21 protein-coding genes are annotated in these 26,533 nt (G+C 70.9%); 7 read left to right on the top strand and 14 right to left on the bottom strand.

Translation table 11 applies throughout. From position 1 onward, the window contains the following. Nucleotides 1–59: 59 nt before the first annotated feature. Nucleotides 60–479: a Fur family transcriptional regulator gene (locus JOD65_RS05720; protein WP_191193342.1), complete on the bottom strand. Its 420-nt coding sequence runs from the start codon at nucleotides 477–479 to the stop codon at nucleotides 60–62. A gap of 6 nt (nucleotides 480–485) precedes the next feature. Continuing rightward, nucleotides 486–980, bottom strand: coding sequence for a heme-binding beta-barrel domain-containing protein (locus JOD65_RS05715; RefSeq protein ID WP_191193343.1), 495 nt, complete (start codon nucleotides 978–980; stop codon nucleotides 486–488). A 23-nt stretch (nucleotides 981–1,003) separates the two neighbouring features. On the opposite strand from JOD65_RS05715, the gene JOD65_RS05710 reads away from it, so the two are divergent. The 4 genes from JOD65_RS05710 (at nucleotide 1,004) to JOD65_RS05695 (ending at nucleotide 5,359) form a co-directional block, all read left to right on the top strand. Next, nucleotides 1,004–1,366, top strand: coding sequence for a DsrE family protein (locus JOD65_RS05710; protein WP_191193344.1), 363 nt, complete (start codon nucleotides 1,004–1,006; stop codon nucleotides 1,364–1,366). Nucleotides 1,367–1,412: 46 nt separating this feature from the next. After that, nucleotides 1,413–3,590 carry an RNA degradosome polyphosphate kinase gene (locus JOD65_RS05705; protein WP_191193345.1) on the top strand — a complete coding sequence of 726 codons (2,178 nt, stop codon included), beginning with the start codon at nucleotides 1,413–1,415 and terminating at the stop codon, nucleotides 3,588–3,590. Nucleotides 3,591–3,696: 106 nt separating this feature from the next. Then, the gene (locus JOD65_RS05700) at nucleotides 3,697–4,314 is read left to right on the top strand and encodes a DUF47 domain-containing protein (protein WP_191193346.1); all 618 of its coding nucleotides are present in this window, start codon (nucleotides 3,697–3,699) and stop codon (nucleotides 4,312–4,314) included. A gap of 49 nt (nucleotides 4,315–4,363) precedes the next feature. Beyond that, on the top strand, nucleotides 4,364–5,359 hold the full coding sequence (locus JOD65_RS05695; protein ID WP_191193347.1) for an inorganic phosphate transporter: 996 nt from the start codon (nucleotides 4,364–4,366) through the stop codon (nucleotides 5,357–5,359). 124 nt (nucleotides 5,360–5,483) lie between these two features. Here JOD65_RS05695 and JOD65_RS05690 read toward each other — a convergent pair whose 3' ends face one another. From JOD65_RS05690 to JOD65_RS05665, 6 genes are all read right to left on the bottom strand, one after another. Next, the gene (locus JOD65_RS05690; RefSeq protein ID WP_191193348.1) at nucleotides 5,484–6,590 is read right to left on the bottom strand and encodes a hypothetical protein; all 1,107 of its coding nucleotides are present in this window, start codon (nucleotides 6,588–6,590) and stop codon (nucleotides 5,484–5,486) included. A gap of 235 nt (nucleotides 6,591–6,825) precedes the next feature. Further along, a complete protein-coding gene (gene pstB, locus JOD65_RS05685; protein ID WP_191193349.1) occupies nucleotides 6,826–7,605 on the bottom strand; it encodes a phosphate ABC transporter ATP-binding protein PstB in 780 nt (259 codons plus the stop codon). Nucleotides 7,606–7,636: 31 nt separating this feature from the next. Beyond that, a complete protein-coding gene (gene pstA / locus JOD65_RS05680; RefSeq protein WP_191193350.1) occupies nucleotides 7,637–8,728 on the bottom strand; it encodes a phosphate ABC transporter permease PstA in 1,092 nt (363 codons plus the stop codon). Beyond that, nucleotides 8,725–9,660 (bottom strand): phosphate ABC transporter permease subunit PstC, encoded by a 936-nt coding sequence (gene pstC, locus JOD65_RS05675; RefSeq protein WP_191193351.1) that lies wholly within the window; start codon nucleotides 9,658–9,660, stop codon nucleotides 8,725–8,727. Before pstC ends, pstA begins: the two co-directional genes overlap by 4 nt. Before the next feature lie 104 nt (nucleotides 9,661–9,764). After that, on the bottom strand, nucleotides 9,765–10,883 hold the full coding sequence (locus JOD65_RS05670; RefSeq protein ID WP_191193352.1) for a phosphate ABC transporter substrate-binding protein PstS: 1,119 nt from the start codon (nucleotides 10,881–10,883) through the stop codon (nucleotides 9,765–9,767). 203 nt (nucleotides 10,884–11,086) lie between these two features. After that, nucleotides 11,087–11,953, bottom strand: coding sequence for an NUDIX hydrolase (locus tag JOD65_RS05665; RefSeq protein ID WP_191193353.1), 867 nt, complete (start codon nucleotides 11,951–11,953; stop codon nucleotides 11,087–11,089). Nucleotides 11,954–11,993: 40 nt separating this feature from the next. Here JOD65_RS05665 and JOD65_RS05660 point away from each other — a divergent pair, with 40 nt between their 5' ends. After that, nucleotides 11,994–13,079 carry a hypothetical protein gene (locus JOD65_RS05660; protein WP_191193354.1) on the top strand — a complete coding sequence of 362 codons (1,086 nt, stop codon included), beginning with the start codon at nucleotides 11,994–11,996 and terminating at the stop codon, nucleotides 13,077–13,079. A gap of 15 nt (nucleotides 13,080–13,094) precedes the next feature. On the opposite strand, the gene JOD65_RS05655 is transcribed toward JOD65_RS05660, so the two are convergent. Both JOD65_RS05655 and JOD65_RS05650 read right to left on the bottom strand, forming a co-directional pair. Further along, nucleotides 13,095–13,256: a hypothetical protein gene (locus JOD65_RS05655; RefSeq protein ID WP_191193355.1), complete on the bottom strand. Its 162-nt coding sequence runs from the start codon at nucleotides 13,254–13,256 to the stop codon at nucleotides 13,095–13,097. A gap of 197 nt (nucleotides 13,257–13,453) precedes the next feature. Continuing rightward, on the bottom strand, nucleotides 13,454–13,657 hold the full coding sequence (locus JOD65_RS05650) for a cold-shock protein (RefSeq protein WP_056598399.1): 204 nt from the start codon (nucleotides 13,655–13,657) through the stop codon (nucleotides 13,454–13,456). 284 nt (nucleotides 13,658–13,941) lie between these two features. Here JOD65_RS05650 and JOD65_RS23920 point away from each other — a divergent pair, with 284 nt between their 5' ends. Beyond that, nucleotides 13,942–15,471, top strand: a complete 1,530-nt coding sequence (locus JOD65_RS23920; RefSeq protein ID WP_307820958.1) for a M81 family metallopeptidase — start codon at nucleotides 13,942–13,944, stop codon at nucleotides 15,469–15,471. Here JOD65_RS23920 and JOD65_RS05640 read toward each other — a convergent pair. Together JOD65_RS05640 and JOD65_RS05635 are read right to left on the bottom strand one after the other, a co-directional pair. Next, nucleotides 15,454–16,182 (bottom strand): copper homeostasis protein CutC, encoded by a 729-nt coding sequence (locus tag JOD65_RS05640; RefSeq protein ID WP_191193356.1) that lies wholly within the window; start codon nucleotides 16,180–16,182, stop codon nucleotides 15,454–15,456. The two genes, JOD65_RS23920 and JOD65_RS05640, sit on opposite strands and share 18 nt — an antisense overlap. Before the next feature lie 34 nt (nucleotides 16,183–16,216). Next, complete coding sequence (locus JOD65_RS05635) at nucleotides 16,217–17,383, bottom strand: enolase C-terminal domain-like protein (RefSeq protein ID WP_191193357.1); 1,167 nt, start codon at nucleotides 17,381–17,383, stop codon at nucleotides 16,217–16,219. An 89-nt stretch (nucleotides 17,384–17,472) separates the two neighbouring features. On the opposite strand from JOD65_RS05635, the gene JOD65_RS23915 reads away from it, so the two are divergent. Further along, a complete protein-coding gene (locus tag JOD65_RS23915; RefSeq protein ID WP_191193358.1) occupies nucleotides 17,473–18,138 on the top strand; it encodes a GntR family transcriptional regulator in 666 nt (221 codons plus the stop codon). 28 nt (nucleotides 18,139–18,166) lie between these two features. On the opposite strand, the gene JOD65_RS05625 is transcribed toward JOD65_RS23915, so the two are convergent. Both JOD65_RS05625 and JOD65_RS05620 read right to left on the bottom strand, forming a co-directional pair. Further along, the gene (locus JOD65_RS05625; RefSeq protein WP_191193359.1) at nucleotides 18,167–25,744 is read right to left on the bottom strand and encodes an SdrD B-like domain-containing protein; all 7,578 of its coding nucleotides are present in this window, start codon (nucleotides 25,742–25,744) and stop codon (nucleotides 18,167–18,169) included. A gap of 117 nt (nucleotides 25,745–25,861) precedes the next feature. After that, entirely contained in the window at nucleotides 25,862–26,518 is a 657-nt protein-coding gene (locus tag JOD65_RS05620; RefSeq protein ID WP_372440103.1) for a class E sortase, read from the bottom strand. Nucleotides 26,519–26,533: the final 15 nt, after the last annotated feature.

Genomic DNA, 26,533 nt, shown 5'->3' with positions numbered 1-26,533 from the left:
GATCTCGGCCGCGAAGTGTGAGTCTCGGGTGCGAGGTTGGGCTTGAGTCGCTCAGAGACTCAGGACCCAGCAGCCGAGCAGTCGGCGCAGGTGCCGAAGATCGCGAGGTGCCCGACGTCCACGGAGAAGCCGTCCTCCCCCAGCGCCGCGACGAGCGACGCCACGATCTCGGGGTCGTACGAGCGCACGGAGCCGCAGCCGCGGCACACGACGTGGATGTGCTCGTGCTCGCGGGTCGAGTGGTACGTCGGCGCGCGGTCGCTGAGGTGCGTGTGGCGCACCAGCCCGAGCTCCTCGAGCACCTCGAGCGTGCGGTAGACGGTGGAGGCGTTGACCGAGCTCACCTGGCCGCGCACGTGGGCCAGCACCTCGTCGGGCGTGGCGTGGCGCAGCTCCTCGACGGCCCGCAGGATCAGCTCGCGCTGCGGGGTGAGCCGCAGCCCCTGCTCCCGCAGCCGCGCCGCCAGGTCGTCGCTCATGACCGTTCAGGCACGCTGGAGGCGCGCCCAGGTGTGGGGCTGGAGCTCCTGGCCCACAGCCGCCATGTCGAAGGCGTAGAGCAGGTCGCCCTCGACGTTGCCGTACATCCGGGAGCCGGCCGTGACCTCCTTGGCCGTCTCGGTGAAGGAGACGCCGGCGGTGTGCATCTCGACCTTGCCGCCGTCGGCCGCGCCGTACCAGATCTCCGAGAAGCCGATGTTGTGCGAGAGCAGGAACTCGACCTTCCCGGGCTCGGGGCAACGCAGGAAGCCGGTCTCCATGGCGGCGTCGCGGACGAACTCGCCCTCCTCGTCGACGATCCACGCGCGCGACATGTAGTGGAAGAACGGACGGCCGTCGTGGGTGAAGATCAGCTCCTGGCCGAACTGGAACGACTCGATCGTCGGGTAGGTCCCGTGGCCGTTGCCGCGCCAGGTGCCGAGCAGCCACGCGACGGGGCCGCAGTTGGGGTGCAGGTTGTCCGGCAGCTCGAAAGGCATGGACCCGACTCTAGTCTGGGCGCATGCCTCGCTCACTGGTCGTCAAGGTCACCTGCGGCGCCGAGGAGCCCGAGCGCCTCAACCAGGGCTTCACCGTCGCCGCCGCCGCCGCGGCGTCCGGCGCCGAGGTGTCGCTGTGGCTGACCGGCGACGCCGCCTGGTTCGGCGTACCGGGTCGCGCCGAGGAGTTCGAGCTCGAGCTCGCCACGCCCCTCGACCAGCTGATCGCAGCGGTCCTCACGAGCGGGACGATCACCGTCTGCTCGCAGTGCGCAGCCCGCCGCGGCATCGTCGCCGGCGACCTCCGCGAGGGCGTCACCATCGCCGGCGCGGCCGTCTTCGCCGAGCAGGTCCTGGGCGAGGGCGTCCAGGCGTTGGTCTACTGAGACGACGGTCATCCGGCGTTCACCTTCCGATGCCACACTGAGTGGCATGTCCGACCCGGCCACCCTCACCAGCGCAGCCTCCCCGTCGGTGGACGAAGGGCCGGTCGCCGAGCCCTTCGGGCACCCCACCGACACCTTCGACGTCGAGCCGCCCTACCAGCCCGACGCCGAGGCCATCGCGGGCGTGGAGAAGTACGAGGACCGCTTCATCGACCGGGAGATCTCCTGGGTCCGCTTCAACCAGCGGGTCCTCGAGCTCGCCGAGGACCCGACGCTCCCGCTGCTGGAGCGGGCACGGTTCCTGGCGATCTTCGCCAGCAACCTCGACGAGTTCTTCATGGTCCGCGTCGCCGGCCTCAAGCGACGCATCGCCGCGGGGGTCGCCGTGCGGGCGGCCAGCGGACTGATGCCGCGCGAGCAGCTCGAGACGCTGTGGACCGAGAGCCGCGCCTTGATGGAGCGGCACGCGCAGGCACTGGTCGACCTGCTGCCCGAGCTGGGCGGCCAGGGCATCGAGATCGTCCGGTGGGCCGAGCTCGACCGCGAGGAGCAGAAGATCTGCAAGAAGCTCTTCAAGGACCGGATCTTCCCGGTCCTCACCCCCCTCGCCGTCGACCCCGCGCACCCGTTCCCCTACATCTCCGGGCTGTCGCTCAACCTCGCGGTCGTCGTACGCCACCCGCAGACCGGCACCGAGCACTTCGCGCGAGTCAAGGTGCCGCCGACGTTCGGCCGCTTCGTCGGGGTCGGCAACCAGCGCTTCGTACCGATCGAGGACGTCATCGGCGAGCACCTGAAGAAGCTCTTCACCGGCATGGACGTGCTGGCCTCCCACACCTTCCGGGTCACCCGCAACGAGGACCTCGAGGTGGAGGAGGACGACGCGGAGAACCTCCTCAAGGCGCTCGAGAAGGAGCTGCAGCGGCGCCGCTTCGGCCCGCCGGTGCGGCTCGAGGTCGAGGAGTCGATGGACCCGAAGGTGCTCGAGCTGCTCGTCTCCGAGCTCGGCGTCGGGCGCGACGAGGTCGTCTCGCTGCCCGGCCCGCTCGACCTGACCGGCCTCCACTCGATCGCCGACCTGCCGCGCGACGACCTCAAGTACGCCGCCTTCCTCCCGTCGACGCACCCGAGCCTGGCGGAGGTCGAGTCGTCGTCGCCGGTCGACGTCTTCGACTCCGTGTCGCGCCACGACGTGCTGCTGCACCACCCCTACGACTCCTTCGCCACGTCGGTGCAGCGCTTCCTCGAGCAGGCCGCCGCCGACCCGCACGTGCTGGCGATCAAGCAGACGCTCTACCGCACCTCCGGCGACAGCCCGATCATCGAGGCGCTCATCGACGCCGCCGAGGCCGGCAAGCAGGTGCTGGTGATCGTGGAGATCAAGGCCCGCTTCGACGAGCAGGCCAACATCCGCTGGGCGCGCAAGCTCGAGCAGGCCGGCTGCCACGTCGTCTACGGCCTCGTCGGGCTCAAGACCCACTGCAAGCTGTCGATGGTCGTGCGCGACGAGCCCGAGGGCATCCGCCGCTACGTCCACCTCGGCACCGGCAACTACAACCCCAAGACCGCGCGCCTCTACGAGGACCTCGGCCTGCTGACGGCCAACCCCGAGATCGGCGAGGACGTCGCGCTGCTCTTCAACAACCTCTCGGGCGTCAGCCGCAACCGCACCTACGACCACCTCCTCGTCGCGCCCCACAGCGTGCGCGAGGGCCTGGTCGCACAGATCCACCAGGAGATCGCCCACCACCAGGCCGGCCGGCCCGCAGGGATCCGGATCAAGGCGAACTCGGTGGTCGACGAGGCGGTGATCGACGCGCTCTACCTCGCCTCGCAGGAGGGCGTACGCATCGAGCTGCTCATCCGCGGCATCTGCGCGATGCGACCCGGCGTACAAGGCCTGTCCGAGACGGTCCGGGTGCGCTCGATCCTGGGGCGCTTCCTCGAGCACAGCCGGATCTTCTGGTTCGACAACGGCGGCGACCCGGCCGCGTGGATCGGGTCGGCCGACATGATGCACCGCAACCTCGACCGCCGCGTGGAGGTGCTCGTACGCCTGCGCGACCCGCACGTCGTCGAGGAGGTCGGGGCCCTCCTCGACCTGGCGCTCGACCCGGGGACGACGGCGTGGGAGCTGGGGTCGGACGGCGAGTGGCGGATGCACCGCGGCGAGCGGCACCTGCAGGACGAGCTGATCGTCCGCCAGCGCGTACGCCGCCGCTGAGCGCCGCGTCACACGGGCACCCGGACGGGGCCCCGGTTTTGCGTCGATGGGCCGATCACCCCCTACCATGAACCACGGTTCATCCGCCCCCCGTTCGGAGTTCACCGTGCGTTTGAAGTTCCGCCCTGTCGACAGCTCGTTCTACGACCTGTTCGCCGAAGCCGCCAACCACCTCGTCGTCGGCGCGCAGCTCCTCAGCGAGATGCTGTCGGCCGGCAACTCCAAGGCCGAGATCGCCCAGCGCATGCGCGAGGCCGAGCACGCTGCCGACGAGACGACCCACTCGATCATCCGACGGGTGAACAGCACGTTCGTCACCCCGTTCGACCGTGAGGACATCTACTCCCTCGCCTCGGCGCTCGACGACGTCATGGACATGATGGACGAGGCCGTCGACCTGGTCCTCCTCTACGAGGTCACGTCGCTGCCGCCGGAGACCACCCAGCAGGTCGAGGTGCTGCAGCGCTGCGCCGAGCTGACCGCTGCCGCGATGCCGCAGCTGGAGTCGATGGGCTCGCTCGACGAGTACTGGATCGAGATCAACCGTCTCGAGAACACCGGCGACAAGTCCTACCGCCGCATCCTGGCCAACCTCTTCAGCGGCGAGCACGAGGCCCTCGAGGTCCTGAAGCTCAAGGACATCGTCGAGTCCCTCGAGGGGGCGATCGACGCGTTCGAGAAGGTCGCCAACATCGTGGAGCAGATCGCGGTCAAGGAGTCCTGATCCTGATGCCTGCCATCACCTCGATCTTGCGCGCCCGGAGCGTGGCCTGATGGAGATCGCGATCATCATCGCGGTCGTCCTCGTCGCCCTGGTGTTCGACTACACCAACGGCTTCCACGACGCGGCCAACGCGATCGCGACGTCCGTCTCGACGGGCGCCCTCAAGCCCCGCGTGGCGCTCGCCATGGCGGCGATCATGAACTTCGTCGGCGCCTTCCTCGGCCAGAAGGTCGCGCACACGGTGTCCGACACGATCAATCCGGGGTCGGGCAGCCACGGGCTCGTGATCGTGATGTGCGGCCTCCTCGGCGCCATCACGTGGAACCTGGTCACCTGGTGGCTCGGGCTTCCCTCCTCGTCCTCCCAGGCCTTGATCGGCGGCCTCGTCGGCGCCGCGATCGCGGCCGGCACGACCGCCAACTGGGACGTCGTGGTCGAGAAGGTCGTCCTCCCGATGCTGATCTCCCCGGTGATCGCCTTCACCCTGGGCTTCGCCCTGATGGTCGCGATCATGTGGATCTTCCGCCGGGCCAACCCGGGCCGCGCCAACCGCGGCTTCAAGATGGCCCAGACCGTCTCGGCCGCCGCGATGGCGCTCGGCCACGGCCTGCAGGACGCCCAGAAGACGATGGGCGTGATCTTCCTGGCGCTGCTCACCGGCGGCTACGTCGCCGAGGGCGACCCGCTCCCGCTGTGGGTCATCTTCACCTCGGCCGCCGCGATCTCGCTCGGCACCTGGTCCGGCGGCTGGCGCATCATGCGCACCCTCGGACGCCGGATCATCCACCTCGACCCCGCCCGCGGCTTCGCCGCCGAGTCGGTGGCGTCGGGCGTGCTCTACACCACCGCCTACGTCTTCGAGGCGCCGATCTCGACCACCCACACCATCACCTCCGCGGTCATGGGCGTCGGCGCGACCAAGCGCCTCTCCGCCGTCCGCTGGGGTGTGGCACGGTCGATCCTGATCGCCTGGGTGCTCACCTTCCCAGCGGCCGCCTCCGTTGCCGCCATCTGCTACTGGGTCGCCCGCGTCTTCCTCCCCTGATCGTCCTTCCGACCCGGCCGTCCTCAGACCCTCTCGATCCCGCCTCGGCTCCTCCGGCGTCCCGCGCGGGGTATCTAGGGATGATCTGGTAGTCGAAATGCGCCTTCGGCCTACCAATTCGTCCCTAGATACATTTGCTGGACAGGGGCAGGGTCAGGCAGCCCGGCGATACCGCAGCAGTCGTGCGCGGTCGTACGCCGACAGCGCGCGGCGCTGCGCCACGGTCGCGGTCGGCACCCACCAGCCAGGCGGCTCGGGCAGCCACAGGCGGGTGTCCGCAGGCCGTCGGCTCCGCGCGGGCGTACGCCTCACCCAGCCGGACCTCGAAGGCACTGCTGTCGTTCAGGTCGCCGGACATCATGGTGGCGCCTTCCAGCCCCAGCCGCCGGTAGGCCGCCTCCTTGGCGACGTCGGCGTGCCGCACCTCACCGACCAGATGCAGTCCGCCGTCGTACATCCCATAGACGCCGGCTATCGGGTCAAGCAGGTCAGGAGTGCCGACGAAACGGCCCGACAGGTCGAACACCGGCGCATTCGCTCGAGGTCGTGGAGCCCCCGAGCGCATCCATGCCAGCCGCATGAGGGGCTCCATGGGAGACCACGAGTTCTCCTCGAGGAGGGTCAGGATCTCACGGACCCGCGGGACGCCCTGCCGGATCCAGAGCGCCGACCGGGTGAAGGACGTCAGCTCGGCGACGGACACCAGGTCGTCGTACGCAGCCATCTCGAAGGCCACCACCGCGGCCTCGACGGTCGAGGCCTTCCGCATCTCGAAGGCCACGCTCCAGCACGAGCTCGTCACGCGGAGGCCCCGAAGACGGTGGATGTCACCTGGCGGCACGTGCTCCTGGCTCACCCGCACCTGGCCTCCCGGTCGCAGCGTGTGCCGTGTGCCGAGCGCAAGGGTGACCGGAATCGGAGCGCCCTGCGACCCGATCCCGTCGAACCAGCGGGCACCAGCCCAGCGCAGCGCGGCCCAGCCCGTCACGGCGCCGTGCGCCGGCAGCCGCGCGGCGGCCTCGACGGTCCGCTGGCCCGCAGAGGACGGCACCTCCGTCGGCACCCAGTTGCCGCCGCCCGAGCTGCGGAAGGCGCCGGACCGGGTCTGCCACTGCGTCGGCCCTCCAGCCTCGCCGCGCCTGCTCGGCCACACGAGGCCGGGAGGCAGGCCCTCCCGCGGTCCGATCCCGCGCAGCGGTCCAGCACCTGCCGTCCAGTCGTCGTACTCCATCGCCCGAACGTCCCCCGACGGGACACTTCATGGCGGCGGTCGTCCCCAACCACCGCGAGCGGGCGGCTTCGGCCGACGTTGTGGACGATTGGCGGCCACCGACGGGGCACTCCCGCACTCTCTGTCTGGGTATCTAGGGACGATCTGGTTGGCCAAACCCCCGATCGACCAACCAGATCGTCCCTAGATACCCACACGAGGCAGGCGGGCATGAGCCCCGGGGCAGGGAGGGAGCTCAGCCGAAGCGGCCGGAGATGTAGGCCTCGGTGGACTCGTTGTCCGGGTTGGCGAACATCTTCTGGGTGGAGTTGAACTCGACGAGGTGGCCGGGCTGGCCGGCGGCCTTGAGGTTGAAGAAGCCGGTCTCGTCGGAGACACGGGCGGCCTGCTGCATGTTGTGGGTGACGATGACGATCGTGTAGTCGGACTTCAGCTCGTGGATGAGGTCCTCGATCGCGGAGGTCGAGATCGGGTCGAGCGCGGAGCACGGCTCGTCCATCAGCAGCACCTGCGGCTCGACGGCGATCGCCCGGGCGATGCAGAGGCGCTGCTGCTGGCCGCCGGAGAGACCCATGCCGGGCTTGTTCAGGCGATCCTTCACCTCGTTCCAGAGGTTCGCGCCCTTGAGGGAGCGCTCGACGATGTTGTCGGCCTCTGCCTTCTTCATCTTCTTGGAGTTGAGGCGATTGCCGGCAAGGACGTTCTCGTAGATCGACATCGTCGGGAACGGGTTCGGCCGCTGGAAGACCATGCCGATCTGGCGACGTACGGCGACCGGGTCGACGGCGCTGTCGTAGAGCGACTGCCCGTCGACCATCACCTTGCCCTCGACGCGTGCGCCGGGGATGACCTCGTGCATGCGGTTGAGCGAGCGCAGGAACGTGGACTTGCCGCATCCGGACGGACCGATGAAGGCGGTGACCGAGCGCGCCTTGATGGTCATGTTGACGCCCTGCACGGCGAGGAAGTCGCCGTAGTAGATGTCGAGGTCGCCGACGGTGATGCTCTTGGCCATGGGGTGAGTCTCTCTGGTATCTGTTCGGGGCCTAGTGGCCGGTCTTGGGGGCGAAGATCGCGCCGATGATGCGCGCCACGAGGTTCAGCATCATGACGATCAGGATCAGCACCAGCGCGCCGCCCCAGGCGATCTCGATGCCGGGCGGCGTGCCACCCGGAGTCTCGGCGATCCCGGGGTTGGCGTTCTGGGTGTAGATCAGCACCGGCAGGGTGGTCATCCGCTCCGAGAACACGTTGAAGTTCGTGCGGGTCGTCAGGCCGGCGATCAGGAGCAGCGGGGCGGTCTCGCCGACGACGCGGGCGATGGCCAACGTGACGCCCGTGACGATGCCGCCGAGGGCCGTCGGGAGGACGACCTTGACGATCGTGCGCCACTTCGGCACGCCCAGGGCGTACGACGCCTCGCGCAGGTCGGCTGGAACCAGCCGCAGCATCTCCTCGGTCGAGCGGACCACCACCGGGATCATCAGCAGCGACAGCGCCACCGAGCCGCCGATCCCGACTCTGGTGGACGGACCGAAGATGAGGATGAACAGCGAGAACGCGAACAGACCGGCCACGATCGACGGGATGCCGGTCATCACGTCCACCAGGAACGTGATCCAGCGGGCGAGGCGGCTGCCCTTGCCGTACTCGATGAGGTAGATCGCCGCCATGATGCCGATCGGCACCGAGATGACGGCGGCTCCCAGGGTGATCAGGAGGGTGCCGATCAGCGCGTGATAGATGCCCACCTCCTGATCGAGCTCGGTCCGGTACATCGAGTAGGTCAGGAAGGTCGAGTTGATCGCGGGGAGACCCCGGTCGACGACCGTGTAGAGCAGCGAGACCAGCGGCACGATGGCGACGAGGCACGCCCCCCACACGAGCCCGGTGACCATCCGGTCCGCAGCTCCGCGCCGTCCCTCCACGACCCGCGCCCAGGCGGGCAGCGCGACGAGGTAGGTGACACCGGCGACGAGGGCCCACGCGATCAGGCCCCAGTCGAGCAGGAGCACAGGCAGGGCCGCCGCGGCGATGGCCACGACGCCGACGAGGACGGGCGCCACGCGAGGCAGCTTGGCCTGCGTGAACGCGACCGGCTCCGAGGTGGGCCGGGCGGGGGCTGTGGCGACGGTCATCTGGCCAGCTTCCTCTCGTTGCGGGTGACGACCCACCGGGCGGCGAAGTTGACCAGGAACGTCACGAGGAAGAGCACCAGACCGGTCGCGATCAGCACCTGGATCTTGCCCGGGGTGCCCTCCTTGTAGTTGGAGGCGATGTTGGACGCGATCGAGGCCGGGTTGCTGCTCGAGATCAGGTTGAAGGAGATGCCGCCGCCAGCAGAGAGCACCATGGCCACGGCCATCGTCTCGCCGAGCGCGCGGCCGAGGCCGAGCATCACCGCGGAGACCATGCCGGAGCGGGCGTAGGGGAAGACCGCCATCCGGATCATCTCCCAGCGGGTGGCGCCCAGCGCGAGGGCGGCCTCCTCGTGCAGTCGCGGCGTCTGCGAGAACACCTCGCGCGAGATGGCGGTGATGATCGGGAGGATCATGATCGCCAGCACCAGGCCCGCGGTGAGGATGGTACGACCCGTGCCGGAGGCCGGACCGGCGAAGAAGGGCACCCAGCCCATGTTCTCGTCCAGCCAGACGTAACCCGGCTGCAGGTGGCGCGCCAGGACGCTGATGCCCCAGAGACCGAAGACCACCGAGGGCACCGCGGCGAGCAGGTCGATGACGTAGGCGATCGGGGTGGCGATCGACTTCGGCGCGTAGTGGCTCACCACCAGCGCGATGCCCCAGGCGAGCGGGACTGCCACGATCAGCGCGATCACGGCGGCGAGGACGGTGCCGAACAGCAGCGGGGCGACGTAGCCCCAGAAGTTGGTCGCCTCGCCGTAGAACTCAGCCGGCTTGGCCAGACCCGGGACGCCCTCGATCGCCAGGAAGATGAAGACGCCTGCCAGGGCGAGAAGGATCGCGATCCCGGCGGCCAGGGCGGTGGCGGAGAAGACCCGGTCGCCCAGCCTCGCCGGGCCTGTCTCCTGATCAGCGGCGATGGTTGCCACGTGCTACCTCATTCATTCGGTTCATGCGTCGGTGCGGCGGGCCGGATGTCCGACCCGCCGCACGCGGCGATGGGTGGCCGGGGCAGCTGGCCCCGGCCGTGGGATCAGCCCGCGGAGATGGCGTCCACGATGCTCTGCGCCTGCTCGGCGACCGAGGCGGAGAGCGGCGCGGAGCCGGCCTCCTGCGAAGCGGCCGCCTGGCCCTCGTCGGAGACGATGTAGGACAGGTAGCCGCTGACGAGGTCGGCCTCGGCCTGGTCCTCGTAGGTCTGGCAGGCGATCAGGTAGCTGAGCAGGACGACCGGGTAGGCGCCCGACTCGGTGGTGGTGCGGTCGATGTCGACGGCCATGTCGACGTCGGCCCGACCCTCGGCGGCCGGCGAGGTCTCGACGACCTTGGCGGCACCCTCGGCGGACGGAGCGACGTACTCCTCGCCCACCTTGACCGAGACGACGGACAGGTCGCCGACCTGGCTCTCGTCGGCGTAGCCGATCGTGCCCTTGCCGCCGGAGACGGCGGAGATCACACCGGACGTGCCCTCGGCGGCCTCGCCCCCCTTGACCGGGAAGGCGTCCTCGGCCTCGTAGGACCACGAGCCGCTGGCCTTGCCGAGGTAGTCGGTGAAGTTCTTCGTGGTGCCCGAGTCGTCGGAGCGGTGCACGGGCGTGATGGCCAGGTCGGGCAGCGTCGCGTCAGGGTTCTGGTCGGCGATCGCCTTGTCGTTCCAGTTCGTGATCTTGTTGTCGAAGATCATCGCGATCGTGTCGGCGTCGAGGTTGAGCGCGTCGACACCGTCGAGGTTGAACGCCACGGCGATCGGCGAGACGTAGGCCGGGACCTCGATCGGGTCCTCGCCACCGCAGCGCTCCTTGGCGGCGCTGAGCTCGCCCTCGTCGTCGTTGAGGTAGGAGTCGGAGCCGGCGAAGCTGACGCCGCCCTCGATGAAGTTGGTGCGCCCGTCACCGGAGCCGACGGGGTCGTAGTTGACCGTCACGTTGCCGTCGTTCATGCCCTGGAAGCCGGTGGACCAGGCGCCCTGCGCCTTCTCCTGCGAGGACGCGCCGGCGCCGTTCAGGTCACCGGACAGGCCGCCGGCCTCAGAGGTGTCGCCGCCCGACTCGGCGCCGGCCTCGTTGGAGGCACCGCACGCGGTGAGGGAGATCGAGAGGGCAAGCACAGCGACGCTCGGGGCGAGCAGCTTGCGGAAGGAAGTGCGATTCACTTCGGGTGCTCCTGATGGAAGTCTGATGAGTGCTGACGATCAGGAAGGTAGGCACCGCAGGAGAACGACCACGGCGCCGTCGGTGAACGCGGGGTGAACTCGACCAGACCGGTTGGCATCACCTGTTCGGGTGTGAGACGACGATCACATGAACTCGTCCCGGCGCGCTTGACGAGCGGCCGTCGAGAGCAATAGAGGGACGCTCAGGGCTCCACGTGCTGGGTCGCCACGACGCGGCCCTTGCGGTGGTGCACCACGAGCATCGACCCGGGCTCGAGCTCGACGTCGGGCACCTGCAGCGCGTCGAGCACGGTCGGGAGCACCGGCCGGTGGGTGCACAGCACCGCGCTGCCGGCGTCGAGGTCGCCGTCGAGGAACCCATCGACGAGGTCGACGACGCCCTCGACGGTCGCGCCCTCCTCGCTCAGCTCGTCGTAGACCTTCACCGGCCAGCCGGTCACGTCGGCGTACGGCACCACCGTCTGCACGCAGCGGGTGCTGGTGGAGGTGTGCGCGGCCGTGACGTCGAAGGCGGCCAAGAGCGGCACGAGCCGCTGGGCCTGGGTCTCCCCGAGCCGGACCAGCGGTCGTCGCCGGTCGTCCTTCTTCCACCCGTTGCGGGAGCGCGCCTCGGCGTGGCGCAGCACCGCCAGCGCCCGGGTACGCCGTCGCAGCGGGCGTGCCTCGGCCAGGGTGGCGCGGTCGTAGGAGTAGGTGAGCCGCTGCTGCGCGTCCTTCCAGTCCACCCACTCGACCGCGTCGACCTCGTCATTGGGGCGGTAGCGGCTCACGTCGTCGCTGCCGGCGACCCGGGCGGTCCAGTAGTCCACGGCCTTCCAGCGGCCGTTGGACATCCGGTAGCGCTGCCTCGACAGCGCCGGCCCGAGGTGCACGTCGAGCCCGGTCTCCTCGGCCACCTCGCGCACCGCGGCGGTGATCACGTGCTCCCCGCGGTCGAGCTTGCCCTTGGGGAAGGACCAGTCGTCGTACTTGGGCCGGTGCACCAGGAGCACCTCGCCGCCCTTGCGGGTCACCACGGCACCAGCAGCGCGCACGTCGCGGGGCTCCATGGAAGTAGTCTCACATCCACCCCGACCCGCGAGGAGCCCCGTGCCACATCGTGACGTCCCGCGCGCCGGGACCCGCGGCCGGAGCCGGGGCCGGACCCGCGCCGCGCTGGCCGTCGTCGCGGTGCTCGTCGTGGCAGCCGCCGGGATCGTCGTGTGGCGCGCCCTCACGCCCTCGACGCCCCTCCAGCAGGCGATGGAGCTGGCGCCGGCCGACGCGACCCGCTTCTCCTGGACCGACTGGGACGGCGTACGCCGCGAGCTGGACGCCGGCGTCGGCGCGGACTCGTCGGCCGAGGAGGTCGACGCCTTCCTGGTCGAGGCCTTCGCCGCCGACCTGTCGTCCACGTCGGCGCTCGGGACGTCAGCCGGTGTGATGCAGGAGGAGCTGGGCTTCTCCCCCGCCACCGTCTCGTGGGAGCTGCTCGCCCAGTCGGGCGCGGGAGCGGTCGACGTGCTGAAGGTCGACGACGACGTCGACCTGGACGCGGTCGCGGACCGCCTGGCCGACCTGGGCTGGACCGAGCCCGACGAGGAGGACGGCGTGTGGGTCGGTGGTCCCGACGTGCTGGCCGGGGTCGGCTCGATGCTGACCCCCGAGCTGCAGCACGTCGCCCTGCTCGCCGACGACAACCTCGTGCTGACCTCCGACCAGGCCCCCTTCCTGGAGCAGGTGTTGGAGGGGGACGGCGCGCCCGACGACCTGGCCGACCTCGCCGCGTCGCTGGACGAACCGCTGGCCGCGGCGGTTTACGACGGCGCGTACGCCTGCGAGCACCTCGCCATGGCGCAGGCCGACGAGGACGCGCAGGCCGAGGCCGACCAGCTCGTCGAGGCGGCGGGCGAGGTCCACCCGCTGACCGGGTTCGCCATGGGCGTACTGCCGGGGGGCGACGTACGCGCGGTGCTGCAGGTCGAGGACGCGGACGACGCCGCCGATGACGCGGAGGCGCGTGCGCGGCTGGCGGCGGGACCGGCGCCCGGGCAGGGCGGGGAGTTCGCCGACAGGTTCTCGGTGGAGCGGGCCGGCGCCGAGGGGCGCGAGGTGGTGCTCGACCTGCGCCCGGTCGAGGGCAGCTACGTGCTCTCGGACCTCACGAGCGGCCCGGTGCTGTTCGCCACCTGCTGAGCCAGGGCGGCGCTGTCAGTCCTGCGGCTTGCGGGGCGTGACCCCGAGGAGGCGGTCGATCTCCTCCTGCGACAAGTGGTCGTCGGACTCGCTTGCCGCGATGATCAGCGTGGTCGTGAGCTCGACCTCGCCGAGGAGGTCACCATCCTCGAGGGTCACGTCGAACTGGTCATGCATCGTCACCCTCCTGACGTCCTCGACTGTTTGTTGGGCCACACGACTTTATGCGTCCGAGCCAAGTCTGACCGACCCGGAAGCGGCGCAACATGACCCGAATGAGTCAAGTGTGCCCCGAAATCGAGTCTGGCCCCACCCCACTGAGGGGGAGGAGCCAGACTCTTGATCAGATCTGGAACAGGTCCAGCGTCAGCCGATCAGAGCGGACGGACGTTCTCCGCCTGCGGGCCCTTCGGGCCCTGGGTGACGTCGAACTCGACCTTCTGGTTCTCATCCAGCGACTTGTAGCCGTTGGACTGGATGGCCGAGTAGTGCACGAAGACGTCGTCGCCGCCGTCCTCCTGCGCAATGAAGCCGAAACCCTTCTCGGCGTTGAACCACTTCACGGTGCCTTGAGCCATGTGCTCGGTACTCCTGTTATCGGAACGAGAAGCCATCACGTCGACGGCTCCGCATCAAGTGCGGTGACACGTCGCTCCGACTTACAAGCTGGAAAGGCCCGAAGAGGGAAACGCCGTTGGATCACAAACTCCGCGGGCGTCAACCTGCTGGAACTTGCACCTGTTGCAGGACCAACCCTACCAACAAATCGCCCGACGTCACCGGTCGCGGACCACCTACTGGTGAACAGTCGACCAACGGACCTGCCGACCGGCCTCCCGGACGCCCCTGACACCATCCAGAAGTGACCAGCGACGTCGTCCTTCCGCACCTTCCGCGCGTCGCTGTGTGCGGCATCAGCCTCGAGGCGTCGACGTTCTCCCCCGCCCTCACGACGGCGGCGATGCTGGCCCCCCGGCGGGGCCGCGAGGTGCTCGACGCGTGGGAGTTCTGGCGGCCCGGCGGTGCCCTGGCGGACCGTGCTCGGTGGCTCGGCGTCCTCCAGGCGCGCAGCATCGCGGGTGGCGCCATCCCGGCCGACGACTACGTCCTGCTCAAGGCCGAGATCCTCGCCGGGCTCGTCGCGGCCGTGGCCGACGCGCCCCTCGACGGCGTGGTGCTCGACATCCACGGAGCCGCGAGCGTCGCCGGCCTCGTCGACATGGAGGGCGACCTGGCGGTCGCCGTGCGCGACGTGGTGGGGCCGGCCTGCCTGATCAGCAGCGGGATGGACCTCCACGGCAATGTGTCGCGCACCCTCGCGGAGACGGTCGACCTGCTGACGACGTACCGCACCGCGCCGCACGTCGACTGGCAGGAGACGAAGGAGCGGGCCGCCCGCAACCTCCTCGACCGGCTCGCGCTGCCGCCGGGGCGTCGCCGCCCGGCGAAGGCCTGGGTGCCGGTGCCGATCCTGCTGCCCGGCGAGATGACCAGCACCCGCCAGGAGCCGGCGACGAGCCTGTACGCCCGCGTGCCGGAGATCGAGGCGCTCGACGGGATCCTCGACGCGGGGATCTGGATCGGCTACCCGTGGGCCGACGAGCCGCGCAACGGGGCGGTCGTGATGGTCGTCGGCGACGACGCCGACCTGGCGATGACCGAGGCGACCGCGCTGGCCAGCGACCTGTGGGAGCGGCGCGAGGAGTTCGGCTTCGTCGCGCCGACCGGGTCGTTCGACGAGGTGATGGCAGCCGCCCTCGCGTCACCCGTCACGCCCTACTTCGTGTCCGACTCCGGCGACAACCCCACCGCCGGCGGCGCCGGCGACGTGACCTGGACGCTCACCGAGCTGCTGGCCAGCGAGGAGCTGGCGGCGAGCGGCAGGCGCGCGATCTACGCCTCCATCCCCGACGCCATGGGCGCGCTGGCGGCCGCGGAGGCCGGGGTCGGCGCCGACGTGCGCCTCACGCTGGGCGCTCGGGTCGACGCCCGCCCGGCCCCGCCGGTGGAGGTCGCCGGCGAGGTGGTGGCGGTCGTGCCGTCCGACGACAACCTGGAGGTCGTCGTGCGCACGGCGACGGTCGACGTCATCGTCACCCGCCGGCGCCGGCCGTACCACCTCGAGCAGGACTTCACCCGGCTCGGCCTGGACCCGCGCAGCGCCGACGTCGTCGTGGTCAAGATCGGCTACCTCGAGCCCGAGCTCTTCGACATGGCCGCCGACTGGATGCTGGCGCTCACCCCGGGCGGCGTGGACCAGGACCTGGTGCGGCTCGGTCACCGGCGGGTCCGGCGCCCGATGTTCCCGCTCGACGACGTCAGCGGCGTCGACCCGCTCGCGGACGCCGAGCTGTTCCCCGGCGACACCGCCCGGCTATCTCCCGAGGGCTGACATCACCTCGGCGAGCACCTCGGCGCTGGTCACGCTGCGACGCCCGTCGTCGTAGCCGGCGGACGACCCCGCCGCCACGACCGTGCCCGGGGCGCGCAGGTGCACCTCGCGGGCGCCGGTCTCCGCGACGATGCGCGCTGCGTTCGCCGGTCGTACGCCACCCCCGACCGCGATGCGCACGTCCTCGCCGCCGCGGCGCACCAGGTCGGCGAGCTCCGGGAGGTGGTCGAGCGCCGCGCCGGGGCCGCCCGAGGTCAGCACGCGGGAGACGCCGAGGTCGGCCAACAGCGCCAGCGCGGACGGCTGGTCCGGCACGGAGTCGAAGGCCTTGTGGAAGGTGACCGGTGCGTCGCCGCTCGCGGCCACGAGTCGTCGTACGGCACCCGCGTCGACGTCGCCGTCGGGTGTCAGGGTGCCGACGACGAACCCGAGCCGCGCCGACCCCGCGAGCGCCCCGCGCACCGCCTCGATGTCGGCGACCATGACCTCGACCTCCTCCGGGGAGTGGACGAAGTCGCCTGGCCGGGCGCGCACGAGCACCCGGATCTCGAGCCCGGGGGCCGCGGCCGCGCAGTGCCGCACGAAGCCGAGCGTCGGCGTCGTGCCGCCGTCGGCCAGCCCGGCGCACACCTCCAGGGCGTCCGCGCCCGCCGCAGCGGCGAGCGCGGCCCCACCGACGTCCTCCAGGCAGATCTCGACCAGGGTGTGCATGGACCCACGCTAGGGCGTGTCCCTGGGCGTGCGGTCACGCGTGCAGGTCGCGGAGCACGCGGTGGAAGGCGGCCTTGCCCTCGAAGCCGATGCCGGGGCGGTCGTCGAGCCGCACCCGTCCGCCCTCCACGACGGCGTCGTCGGCGAATCCGCCGGTCGGCTGGAACTCGCCCGGGTAGGACTCGTTGCCGCCGAGCCGCAGGGCGGCGGCGATGTGGAGGGAGAACTGGTGGCCGCCGTGCGGGATGCAGCGTCGCGAGGACCAGCCGTGCTGGGTGAGCATGTCCTGGATGCGGCGGTACTCCACGAGGCCGTAGCTCAGGGCCGGGTCCACCTGGATCCAGTCGCGGTCGGGCCGCAGTCCGCCGTAGCGGACGAGGTTGCGGGCGTCCTGGAGGGAGAACAGGTTCTCCCCCGTGGCGATCGGGCCGCGGTAGTGCTCGGCGAGGGTCGCGTTGAGCCGGTAGTCCAGCGGGTCGCCGACCTCCTCGTACCAGAACAGCCCGTAGGGGTCGATCGCCCGGCCGTAGGCCAGCGCGGTGTCGAGGTCGAAGCGTCCGTTGACGTCCACCGCGAGCCGCGACCCGTCGCCGCCCAGCACCTCGATCACGGCTTCGATGCGACGCAGGTCCTCGGCCAGGTCAGCTCCGCCGATCTTCATCTTGACCACCTCGTAGCCCGCGTCGAGGAAGCGGCGCATCTCGTCCCGCAGGTCGCCCAGCGTCTTGCCGGGCGCGTAGTAGCCGCCCGCGGCGTAGACGAACACCGACTCGTCGGACCCGCCGTCGCCGTAGTGCTCGGCGATCCAGCGGTGCAGCGGCACGCCCGCGACCTTGGCCGCGAGGTCGTGCAGCGCCATGTCGACGACGCCGACGGCGACCGACCGCTCCCCGTGGCCGCCGGGCTTCTCGTTGCGCATCATCACGTCCCAGGCCGCGCTCGGCGACAGGCCGCCCGTCTCGTCGAGGAGGCTCTCGGGGTCGGCCTCGAGGAGTCGCGGCAGGATGCGGCGGCGCAGGATCTCGCCCGCGGAGTAGCGGCCGTTGGAGTTGAAGCCGTAGCCGACGACCGGCTCGCCGTCGACCAGGACGTCGCTCACCAGCGCGAGGACCGAGCAGTCCATCGTCGAGAAGTCGATGAAGGCGTTGCTCATCGACGAGCTGATCGGGATGACGCCCTCGTGGGCGGAGACGATCCTCATGGCATGGCTCCCAGTTCTTATAAGATGCGAGATCTGCACCCTACGCACACGCCGCCACTACTCGCGAATCGGTCTTATAAGATCAGCGCGTGGCCGATCCCCTCTTCACCAGCAAGGCCGACGTCGCCTACGCGCGCATCCGCCAGCAGATCCTCGACGGCTCGCTCGAGGCCGGCTCGCCCCTCGCGCAGTACGAGCTCGCCGCCGAGCTGGGCATCAGCATCACGCCGCTCCGCGAGGCCGTACGACGACTCAGCGGGGAGGGCTGGATCCGGCTCGACACCCACCGCAACGCCCGCGTCGCCGAGCTCGACCTCCACGAGGCCCGGCAGCTGCTCGAGGCCCGGCGTGCCCTCGAGCCGGCAGCCGTCGCGCTGGCCGCCGAGCGCCGCACGGACGAGGACGTCGTACGGATGCAGGCGGCGCTCAAGCGGCTCAAGCCCGTCACCCGGAAGTGGGGCGAGACGGCGCTCGCCGCGCACCGCGACGTCCACCGCGCCCTCTACTCCGCCTCGCACAACGACGTCGTCGTCCGCATGCTCGACGACCTCTGGGACAAGTCGGACCGCTACCGGCGCGTCGGGCTGCAGCTGCCACCGGGCGGGGAGGACCGCACCCGCGACTTCGAGGAGCACCACGAGCTCGTCCGGCTCGTCGTGGACGGGGACGCCGCTGCCGCGGCCGAGCTGATGGCCGCCCACATCGACCACAGCCTCGCCGCGGCCGTGCTCACGGCGGACGCCGACCACAGCTGAGTGCGCCAGGTGCCGCGAGAGTGACCGGTCAGGAGCGACGTCGGGCCAGCAGCATCGCAAGCCCCGCCAGCACGAGTCCCAGCCCGAGCAGGATCCACCACGGGCGGACGGTGCTCCCCGTGTCCGGGAGAGCCCCCGTGTCCGGCAGAGCCTCGCACTCGCCCGTGACCTGCACGTCGCGCGTCACGGTGACGGTTCCGCCCCGGTCGTCGGTGACCTGCCAGCTGATCGTGACGTCGGTGGCAGCCAGCGCCTCGACCAGCAGGTCGCCGGAGTCGGTGATCGTCACGTCGACGCCGTTCGGTGCCTGCACCGAACCGGGGACGAGCCGGAGCTCGTCACCGTTGGCGTCCGTGACCCCCTCGATCGGATCGAGGGTGACACCATCGTCGCAGTCGACGAGGACCGCCTCGGCCGGCGCCACCTCGGGGGCGACGTTGCGGAACACGCCGAAGTCGGCATCGGTCACCGGCTCGGTCGTCAGCCGGACCAGGGTCTCGGCCGGGTCCCCGCCGTCGCGGTCGGACAAGGGAGTCGTCCGGTCCGGCAGGGTCGTGGGGTCGAGCTCCACGAGGTACGCGCCGGGCACCAGGCCGGGCACCAGGTAGAACGGCTCTCCCGGTCGGGGCTCGCCACCGGTGAACGCCGCGCGGACCCGGCGGCCCTGTCGTGGCGTGAACGATCCGCCGGACGGGGTGGTCCTGGTGGCCAGCGCGACGTCGTCGCCACCACCCACGGCACCGTCAGGCCCCAGGTAGGTGACGGTCACACCTACGTCACCGAGGGCGGGCTCGGACCGCTGACGCGCCTCGTCACGGTTGACGTCGCCCCACACGAGATCTCCCACGGCGAGTCCGCCGGCGTACCCGAAGTCGAGGTCGAGGTTGGTGGCTCCGATGGCAAGGGTGAACGACGCGGCGGAGTCGCGGGTGCCGTCGGGGTCGAAGGTCTGGGCCATGCCTGCGCGGAGGGTGTCGGTGGCGACGGCGACCCGGAACTCCCCGGCCGGCAGTCCGGTGAACAGGTAACCGCCGGAGGCGTCGGTGACCTGCACCAGCTGGCCGTCGTCGGCGTTGCCCAGGACGCCGTCCGACCCGGCCCAGCGCAGCGTCAACCGCGTGCCCGGGAGCCCGGGCTCGTCCTCGTCCTGGACGCCGTCGGCGTCGAGGTCCCACCACACCCGGTCGCCGGCCCTGCCGGTGCCGCGATAGCCGAAGTCGACGTCGCGGGCGTCCTCGCCCCGGGCGAGTGTCCGGTCTGCGGTCTGGTCCAGTCCCCCGTCGAGGTCGAAGGTGGGGACGAGCCCGGCCGGGACCGTGGCTCGGTCGACGGTCACGCGCACGCCGCCGGGCGGCAGGTTCCGGGCCACGTACAGGCCACCGGTGCCGGTCGTGACCGTCCCGAAGCCGACGTCGTCGGCCGTGCCGAGGTCGCCGTCGAAGCCGGCCCAGGTGACGCGCAGCCCGACGCCCGGGATCGGCGGCTCGCCTGCCTCTGGTACGCCGTCGGCGTCGAGGTCGACCCACACCAGGTCGCCCACCGACCCGGTGCCGGCGAGGCCGAAGTCGATGTCGAGGTCGTCGCCGGTGATGGTGCGGTCGGTGGTGCCGTCCAGCGTGCTGTCGGGGTCGGCGGTGACGGCCAGGGTGGTCGCAGGAGCACCGGCGAGCGCCACCCTGACCTCGCCGTCCGGGACCCCGGTGACCGACCAGCGGCCATCGGCGCCGGTCCTCCCGGCCGGGAGCGCCACGTCGTCGGCCGTGCCGAAGTCGCCGTCGGCACCCGCCCACAGCACCGTCACGCGCTGGCCCGGCACCCCTGGTTCGGCCGGGTCACCCGTGTCGGGGCCGAGCCCGTCGGCGTCGACGTCGAGCCAGACCAGGTCGCCGATCTCGTGGATGCCGCGGTAGCCGAAGTCCGCCCCGCGGTCATCGAGACCGGTGACGAGCACCCTGGTCGTCTCGTCGTCCAGCGTGCCGTCCGGGTCGAAGGTCTGGCTCGTGCCCGGCGCGAGGGTCGCGGAGACGACCGTGACGCGCACCTGTCCCGCCGGGAGGTTCCGCACGAGGTACAACCCGTCGGCATCGGTGGTCCGGGACACCGGGATGTCGTCGGCGGTGTCGAGGTCGCCGTCGAAGCCGGCCCAGACGACGTCCAGGTCGACGCCCGCGAGGCCCGGCTCGAGGAGGTCCTGGACGCCGTCGCCGTTGCTGTCGAACCACACCCGGTCGCCGACGCTGGCGGTGCCGGCGTACCCGAAGTCGACGTCGTCGGCGTCCTCCGCGGGCCCCAGGTCCCGGACGGCTCGTCCGTCGGGATCGTCGGTGCCGCCGTCGAGGTCGTACGTCGGCACGACGCCCACGGGCAGGCTCCCGGGGTCGACGACGACGCGGGTCCGGCCCGGCGGCAGCCCGGTGACCAGGTATCCACCGGCCGGCCCCGTGGTCACCGTGCCGAGGTCGACGTCATCGTCGGTGCCGAACTCGTCGTCGAAGCCGACCCACGTGATCTCGAGGTCGACCCCGGGGATGCCCGGCTCGCCGGCTTGCTGGGAGCCGTCGGCATCGAGGTCCAGCCACACGGTGTCCCCGAGGCTGCGGGTACCGGTGTAGCCGAAGTCCTGGGTGAGGTCGACCTCGTTGTCGGCGAGCTGCGTTTGCGCCGTGGAATCGTTGCCCCCGTCGGGGTCGGCGGTGTTGGCCAGCCCGGCCGGCGGGGCCACGGTGATGGTGTAGGCACCCGGGGGCAGCCAGTCCGAGGCGATGTCCGGGTCGTCGGTCGACCAGCGTCCGTCGGCAGCGGTGACGCGGGTCAGTGTGCGTCCGCCGGGTCCTTCGATCGTCACCCTCACGCCCGGGATCCCCGGCTCGTCGGAGTCGCCGGTGTCGGGTCCGAGTCCGTCTTCGTCGACGTCGAGCCACACCAGGTCGCCGAGGACACCTCCGGCCAGGTCCACGTGCCCCTCGTCGGTGATCGGGGGGTCGTCGGGCCCCAGGTAGTCGCGCACGTCCGGGTTGCCCTCGCGGTCGGCGGCGACCAGCCCGTGGAAGTCCGTGACCTCCGCGACGTTGACGAACTCGGGACCCGCGATGAGCTCCGAGCGGGGGAAGTCAGGCGGCACCAGCAGCTGGTAGGTGATCCGGATGGTGTCGCCGGGCAGCAGCGCCGGGACCAGGAAGCCCAGGCACGCGTCACCCGGCCCCAGGGTCCGGTCGGTGGCCTCCCAGCCCGGACCGCTGGTCACGCTCGCCACGGTCAGCCGGGCGTCGCCGGTGCAGCTGCCGCCCGAGCTCACGCTGTCCGGCTCGTCGACGACCTCCACGTCGTACGCCGTCCAGTCGCCGTCGTTGGTCACTGCCACCTCATAGGTGACCGTGCCACCACGGACCCCGAGCTTGGGCGTGGTCGGTGTCGTCTGCTCGAAGCCTCCGTCCGCCGCGGTCTGCACCCGCTTGACCATCGACACGTCCGGCTCGGCGATGTCGATGGTCGCGTCGTCGGTCAGGGTGTCGTTGGTGTAGTCGAGGGTGGCGGTGTTGGTCAGGCTGTCACCCGCCCCGAGTGCCGGGTCGTCCTCGACCCGGACGCGGTAGGTGATGAACACGCGCCGCGGCACGTCGCTTGCGTCGAGGACGGCGAGGTCCCAGCGCGGGGTGTCGGTGCCGGCGGTGCCGTTCTCCTCAGGTGTCGCGTACTGCGCGCGCTCGGCGTCGCTGCATCCGGTGCAGGTGGCCGTCACGGTCTCCAGGAAGGTCGTCGCACCGCCGGAGAGGTCGTCGGTGAACGTGACCACGTCGGGCCCGAAGTCGAGGTGGGCGGGGAAGAAGAGCTCGACGGTGTAGGTCGCCTGGTCGCCGATGGTGTGCAGGACGGGTTCGACGCTCTTGGCGATGGACGGCCCGCCGACCGTGATCGAGGCGGAGTCGGTCGCGACGTAGCCCGGGCAGCCGGCGGGCGAGCACGGCGAGGCCGCGGAGCGTTCGCCGTCCTGGGCGCCTTGCAGCGAGCTGGTCGTGACCCGGGCGGTGTTGGTCAGGGTGGCGCCGGCCTGGAGGTCGTCCTCGAGCCGCACGGTGTAGCCGAGCGTGAACGACGCGCCGGGGGCCAGGCCGGGTCGGCCATCGCCGTCGGGGTCGGGCGGGAGCGTCCAGGTGATGGTGTCGCCTGCGACGGTGCCGCCGTCGGGGTTGTCGACGATCTCGGCAACGGCGGAGCCGCTAAAGTCGTCGGTCACGGTCAGGTCGTGGGCGGTGGACACCTGGGTGCCGGACAGGTTGGTGACGACGAGCTGGTAGCCGACCTCGGTGCCGGGCAGCACGGTCTCCGTGGTCGAGGCTCGCTTGTCGATCGCGATGTTCGGCTCCACCAGCTGGGTGTCGACCTGCCGGCTGACCGTGCGGGTGGCCGTGCCAGCTCCCGTGTCGATGTCGAAGCTCAGCTGTGCCACGTTGCGCACGAACCCCGGGCGGCGGTTCAACGGCTCACCGCCACCGGACGGCACGTCCTCGACGACGGCGTCGAACCTCAGGACCGCGCACCCGTCCTGGCTACCCAGGACCACCTCGTCGATGGTGTAGGTGATGAGGTCCCCGGCCACGATCAGGGGGCCGCCCGGGGTGGGCGTGATGGGAGGGTCGGCGTAGGCGCAGGGGGCACCGACGGCTACTTCCGCGGTCTGCACCTGCACCGTGGCCGGCAGGAGTCGCAGACCACGGTCGGCGAGGTTGTCGGTCAGCACGTAGTCGGTGGCCGTGGTGTTGGCCGACTGGCGGCCCTCGACGGTGAAGGAGATCACCTCACCGATCGTCGCCTGGTTCGTCCGCGCGTTGCCCGGTTCGGTGCCGTTCGGCGGGGGGACGGACGTCACTCGCGTCTTGGTGAGCGCGATGCCCGGCGAGAACACGTGGGCGTCGTCGCGCGCCGGGTCGGTGTTGGCGTCGGGGTTGCGGCTCGGGTCGATGTTGTCGCGCGGGACGTACTCGAAGTCGGCGCCGGTGTTGGTGGTCGAGTGGTACTCGACGACTCCCGCCTGGTTGGTCCAGCTGACGGCGACCGGGACCGGGTTGGGCATGGTCCACACGTAGGACAGCGTGATCGTCTCCCCCGCGGGGATCGTGAGCCCGGTCCAGACGATGTCGTTGCCGGAGCACCCACCGCCGCTGCTGATGTCACTGACCTGGCTGTCGCAGTCGGCGTCCAGCCCCCCGAGGCCCTGGTCGTCGACTGGCAGCAGGTCACGCACCTCGATGTCGACCGCGTCGCTGGTGCCGTCGTTGGTCACCTCGAGGGCATAGGTGACCTGGGTGCCACCAGCGACGTTGGTGACGGTGTCGGCCGGCGGGTCGAAGGTGGTGCCCGGGTCGGTCTCGGCGATCCCCTTGACCAGGTCGAGGTGCGCCTCGGTGAGCTCGACGACCGCATCGTCGGGGACCACGAAGATCTCGCCGCTGGTGTTCTGGTACTGGACGCGGGCGCTGTTCGTGAGCGTGCCCCCGGACTCGATCAGATCCGGTGGCACGCCGCCGTCGAGCACCGCTCCGAACACCACCTGGGCGGTCTGCGCCGGCTCTACCGAGTTGGGTGGGAGCAGCGTCCAGTCGATCCGCTGTCCGGTGGCCGGCGTGCCGGAGACGTCGGCCGGCTCGACGTTGTCGGGCGGGACCTCGTTGTCCGGTCCGGGCACGGCCCCGGGCGGGTCCTCGTATCGCAGACCAGGGGGCAGGAAGTCGGTCATCGTGGCTTCGATCGTGTCCAGCCCGTCGGGGGGATCGGCGGTCAGCCGGAAGCAGACCCGGTCCCCCGGACCGGTGCTGGCGACGCTGTCGGGGTTCCAGTCGACATCCGCGCCGTCCCCGCACTCCTCACCGTCCGGGGCCCGACCGACGTCCTTGCGGAACGACACGCCAGAACCCGACTGCTCGGCGGCGGAGTCGTCGACGACCTCGTTGGTGTCGAACCCGGCCGGCTCGTCCGGACCCTCCGACCCGAAGGTGGTGACGTCCGCCGCCAGGTCGACGGTGTTGGTCCAGGTGTCGTTGGCCGACACCGGCGCGCCGTTCGCGTACGACGTCAGCGCCTCGGTGGCGAAGCTGACGATGAACGTCTCCGACGGGCCGAAGGTCTCAGTCAGGTCCCACTCGAGGGTGGTCTGCCCGGGACCGGGCACGTTGTAGGTGGTGGCGGTGTAGGGCGGCACCGGGTCCGGCTGCGTCACCGTGCACCGCGGGTTGGCGCTGCCGATCGGGCAGACGCCGTCGGGCGCGACATCGACCAGGGTGAGGCCCGCGACGCCGCCGTCCACGACGTACTCCGAGGTCTCGAGGTAGAGCTGCCAGCTCGAGACCGCTCCCTGGTCGATCTGGGGGCTGTCGACGAACTTGTGCACCGACAGGTCGACCGCCTGCACGGTCTCGGAGTCCTCGACGGTGGTCGAGGTGCCCTCGAAGACGGTGTCCAGCCGGATGCTGTTGGTGTACGACGTCCCCTCACCGACCTGCGTCGTGAACGGGCCGGTGTTGTTGTCGAGGTTGGACCCCTGGTTGCCCGACTCCGGTGTGGGCTCGCCGTTGGGCCACTGCAGGGTGTTCTCCCGCTGCGGGATGCCGGCGACGTACGAGCGTCGGATGATGGTGTCCGGTGGCACGGCGGTGCCGATGTCCCACACGACGTGCGTGTACACCCCGGCGGGCAGGCCTGGAGGGAGCCCGCTCGCGACGGTCTCCACCAGCGTCGGCTCGACGCAGCCTCCGGGGAGGGCCGGTGCGTTGCCCGGGTTCAGTGGGCCCGAGCCCGGGTACTCCTCGGTCAGCGAGTTGTCCTCGTCGCCGCAGCCGAGAAACTCCAGGCCCGCGGGGATCCAGTCATCCACCTGCTCGATCGCGACGCCGGACTCCGCGGAGCCGGTCTCGACCTCGACGGTGTACACGGTCTGGTGGTCGTGCACGCCACGCAGCAGCTCGCCCTCGGTGGAGGGCTCGGACTTCGTGAGCAGCAGCGGCACGAGGGTCGTCGATCCGCCGGCCGAGCCGGTCTGGGTGAAGTCGGTGACCACGACGGTGACCGGGTCGCCGCCGGTCGAGGCGTCGATCTGTGGAACCACGGCGTCCTGGTCGTTGACGAACGCCTCCACGTCCGTGTCGATCGTCTCCCCGACCGCCCACAGGTCCGGGCCGTCCCCCTGGTCGTGCGCCAGGGAGTACCGGAACCGGAACCGGCCACCGGGCACGATGTCGACGATGTTCTCCCACGCCACCACCGTGGCGACCACGTCACCCGCGGCGTTCGTCTCGGTGATGACCTGGGACGGCGACTGGTCCGACGAGGAGACCGACACGCCGGGCGGCAGCCGGACGAAGAAGCCGAGGTTGTAGGCGGTGTCGTCGCCCGGGTTGGTGAAGGTCAGCTCGACCGAGGTCTCACGGCCGATGAGCGTCTGGGCCGGGATGCTCTGCGACACCTCGATCGCAGGCGCGGCCGACGCGGGCACGTTCCACCCGGTGACGTACTGCAGGCACGCGGCGATGAGGCACGCAGCGATCAGCGTGCCTGCGAGCCGAGATCCGCGCCCCCGCAGGGGGGCCCCTCCCAGGCGTGACCGTCGCTCCATCTGCCTCCTCGGTGGAGGCCCGCGGTCCGGCGACCCCGAGCGCCTACCCATGCTACGGCGAGCCGAGCCTCACGCGGGAGACCGAACGGTGCCTCACCCGTCCCGGGTGACGCGCGGTCAGCGAGGCACGCTCGAGACGAGGTGACCGAACGCGACCAGCCTGTCGTCGGTATGGAACAGCTCTGCGCACGTCGTCAGCGTCAACAGCCGCTGTCCTGGGCGCTGCCGTGGCTGCGTCTCCCCGGCCGGGTTCGTGGGCAGGCGACCCAGCACCCACGTCTCGTCGAACCCGACCGTCAGGTCGTCCCCGCCTGTGTCGAGGACGTAGGTGTGGACGGCCTCGGCGGTCTCCACGAGCACCTGGTCCCCCGGTTGCAGGTCCGGCATGTCGGCGAGCGGTTCACCGTGCGTCACCCGGTGCCCGGCGATCGCGACGTTCCCCACCTCGCCCGGTTGTGCCGTGCCCTCGACGTGCCCGAACCCTGCGGCCAGCGCCTCGTCCGAGGTGCCCTCGACAAGAGGGACGGCGTAGTCGTCCCCGAACGCCGGGATCCTGACGAGCGCCGTCACCTCACCCTCGTCCACCGTCGTCACCGGCTGGCCGACCTCCCACTCCTGCCGGAGCTCGTCGGCGATCGCGGCATGCCGGCGCTCGGACACCCATGTGGTGCCCCAGAACTGCCACGCGACCCAGCCGAGGACCGCCACGCCCGCGAGGATGAGCAGCGCACCCGCCGCGAGCCGAAAGCGTCCTCGGGATCCCGACCTGGCCACGACCCAGTGTGACAG

The organism is Nocardioides cavernae (assembly GCF_016907475.1).
In the GTDB taxonomy this organism is placed as follows: Bacteria; Actinomycetota; Actinomycetes; order Propionibacteriales; family Nocardioidaceae; genus Nocardioides; species Nocardioides cavernae.
This window is presented reverse-complemented; position numbering and strand designations above follow the sequence as displayed.

Excerpts from the sequence above, each read along its gene's own strand:
- JOD65_RS05705 (WP_191193345.1), top strand. The coding sequence starts at position 1,413 with ATGTCCGACCCGGCCACCCTCACCAGCGCAGCCTCCCCGTCGGTGGAC.
- JOD65_RS05720 (WP_191193342.1), bottom strand. The coding sequence starts at position 479 with ATGAGCGACGACCTGGCGGCGCGGCTGCGGGAGCAGGGGCTGCGGCTC.
- JOD65_RS05715 (WP_191193343.1), bottom strand. The coding sequence starts at position 980 with ATGCCTTTCGAGCTGCCGGACAACCTGCACCCCAACTGCGGCCCCGTC.
- pstA (WP_191193350.1), bottom strand. The coding sequence starts at position 8,728 with ATGACCGTCGCCACAGCCCCCGCCCGGCCCACCTCGGAGCCGGTCGCG.
- JOD65_RS05635 (WP_191193357.1), bottom strand. The coding sequence starts at position 17,383 with ATGAGGATCGTCTCCGCCCACGAGGGCGTCATCCCGATCAGCTCGTCG.
- JOD65_RS05690 (WP_191193348.1), bottom strand. The coding sequence starts at position 6,590 with ATGGAGTACGACGACTGGACGGCAGGTGCTGGACCGCTGCGCGGGATC.
- JOD65_RS05695 (WP_191193347.1), top strand. The coding sequence starts at position 4,364 with ATGGAGATCGCGATCATCATCGCGGTCGTCCTCGTCGCCCTGGTGTTC.
- JOD65_RS05640 (WP_191193356.1), bottom strand. The coding sequence starts at position 16,182 with ATGCACACCCTGGTCGAGATCTGCCTGGAGGACGTCGGTGGGGCCGCG.
- JOD65_RS05625 (WP_191193359.1), bottom strand. The coding sequence starts at position 25,744 with ATGGAGCGACGGTCACGCCTGGGAGGGGCCCCCCTGCGGGGGCGCGGA.
- pstB (WP_191193349.1), bottom strand. The coding sequence starts at position 7,605 with ATGGCCAAGAGCATCACCGTCGGCGACCTCGACATCTACTACGGCGAC.
- JOD65_RS05655 (WP_191193355.1), bottom strand. The coding sequence starts at position 13,256 with ATGCATGACCAGTTCGACGTGACCCTCGAGGATGGTGACCTCCTCGGC.
- JOD65_RS05710 (WP_191193344.1), top strand. The coding sequence starts at position 1,004 with ATGCCTCGCTCACTGGTCGTCAAGGTCACCTGCGGCGCCGAGGAGCCC.
- JOD65_RS05665 (WP_191193353.1), bottom strand. The coding sequence starts at position 11,953 with ATGGAGCCCCGCGACGTGCGCGCTGCTGGTGCCGTGGTGACCCGCAAG.
- JOD65_RS05650 (WP_056598399.1), bottom strand. The coding sequence starts at position 13,657 with ATGGCTCAAGGCACCGTGAAGTGGTTCAACGCCGAGAAGGGTTTCGGC.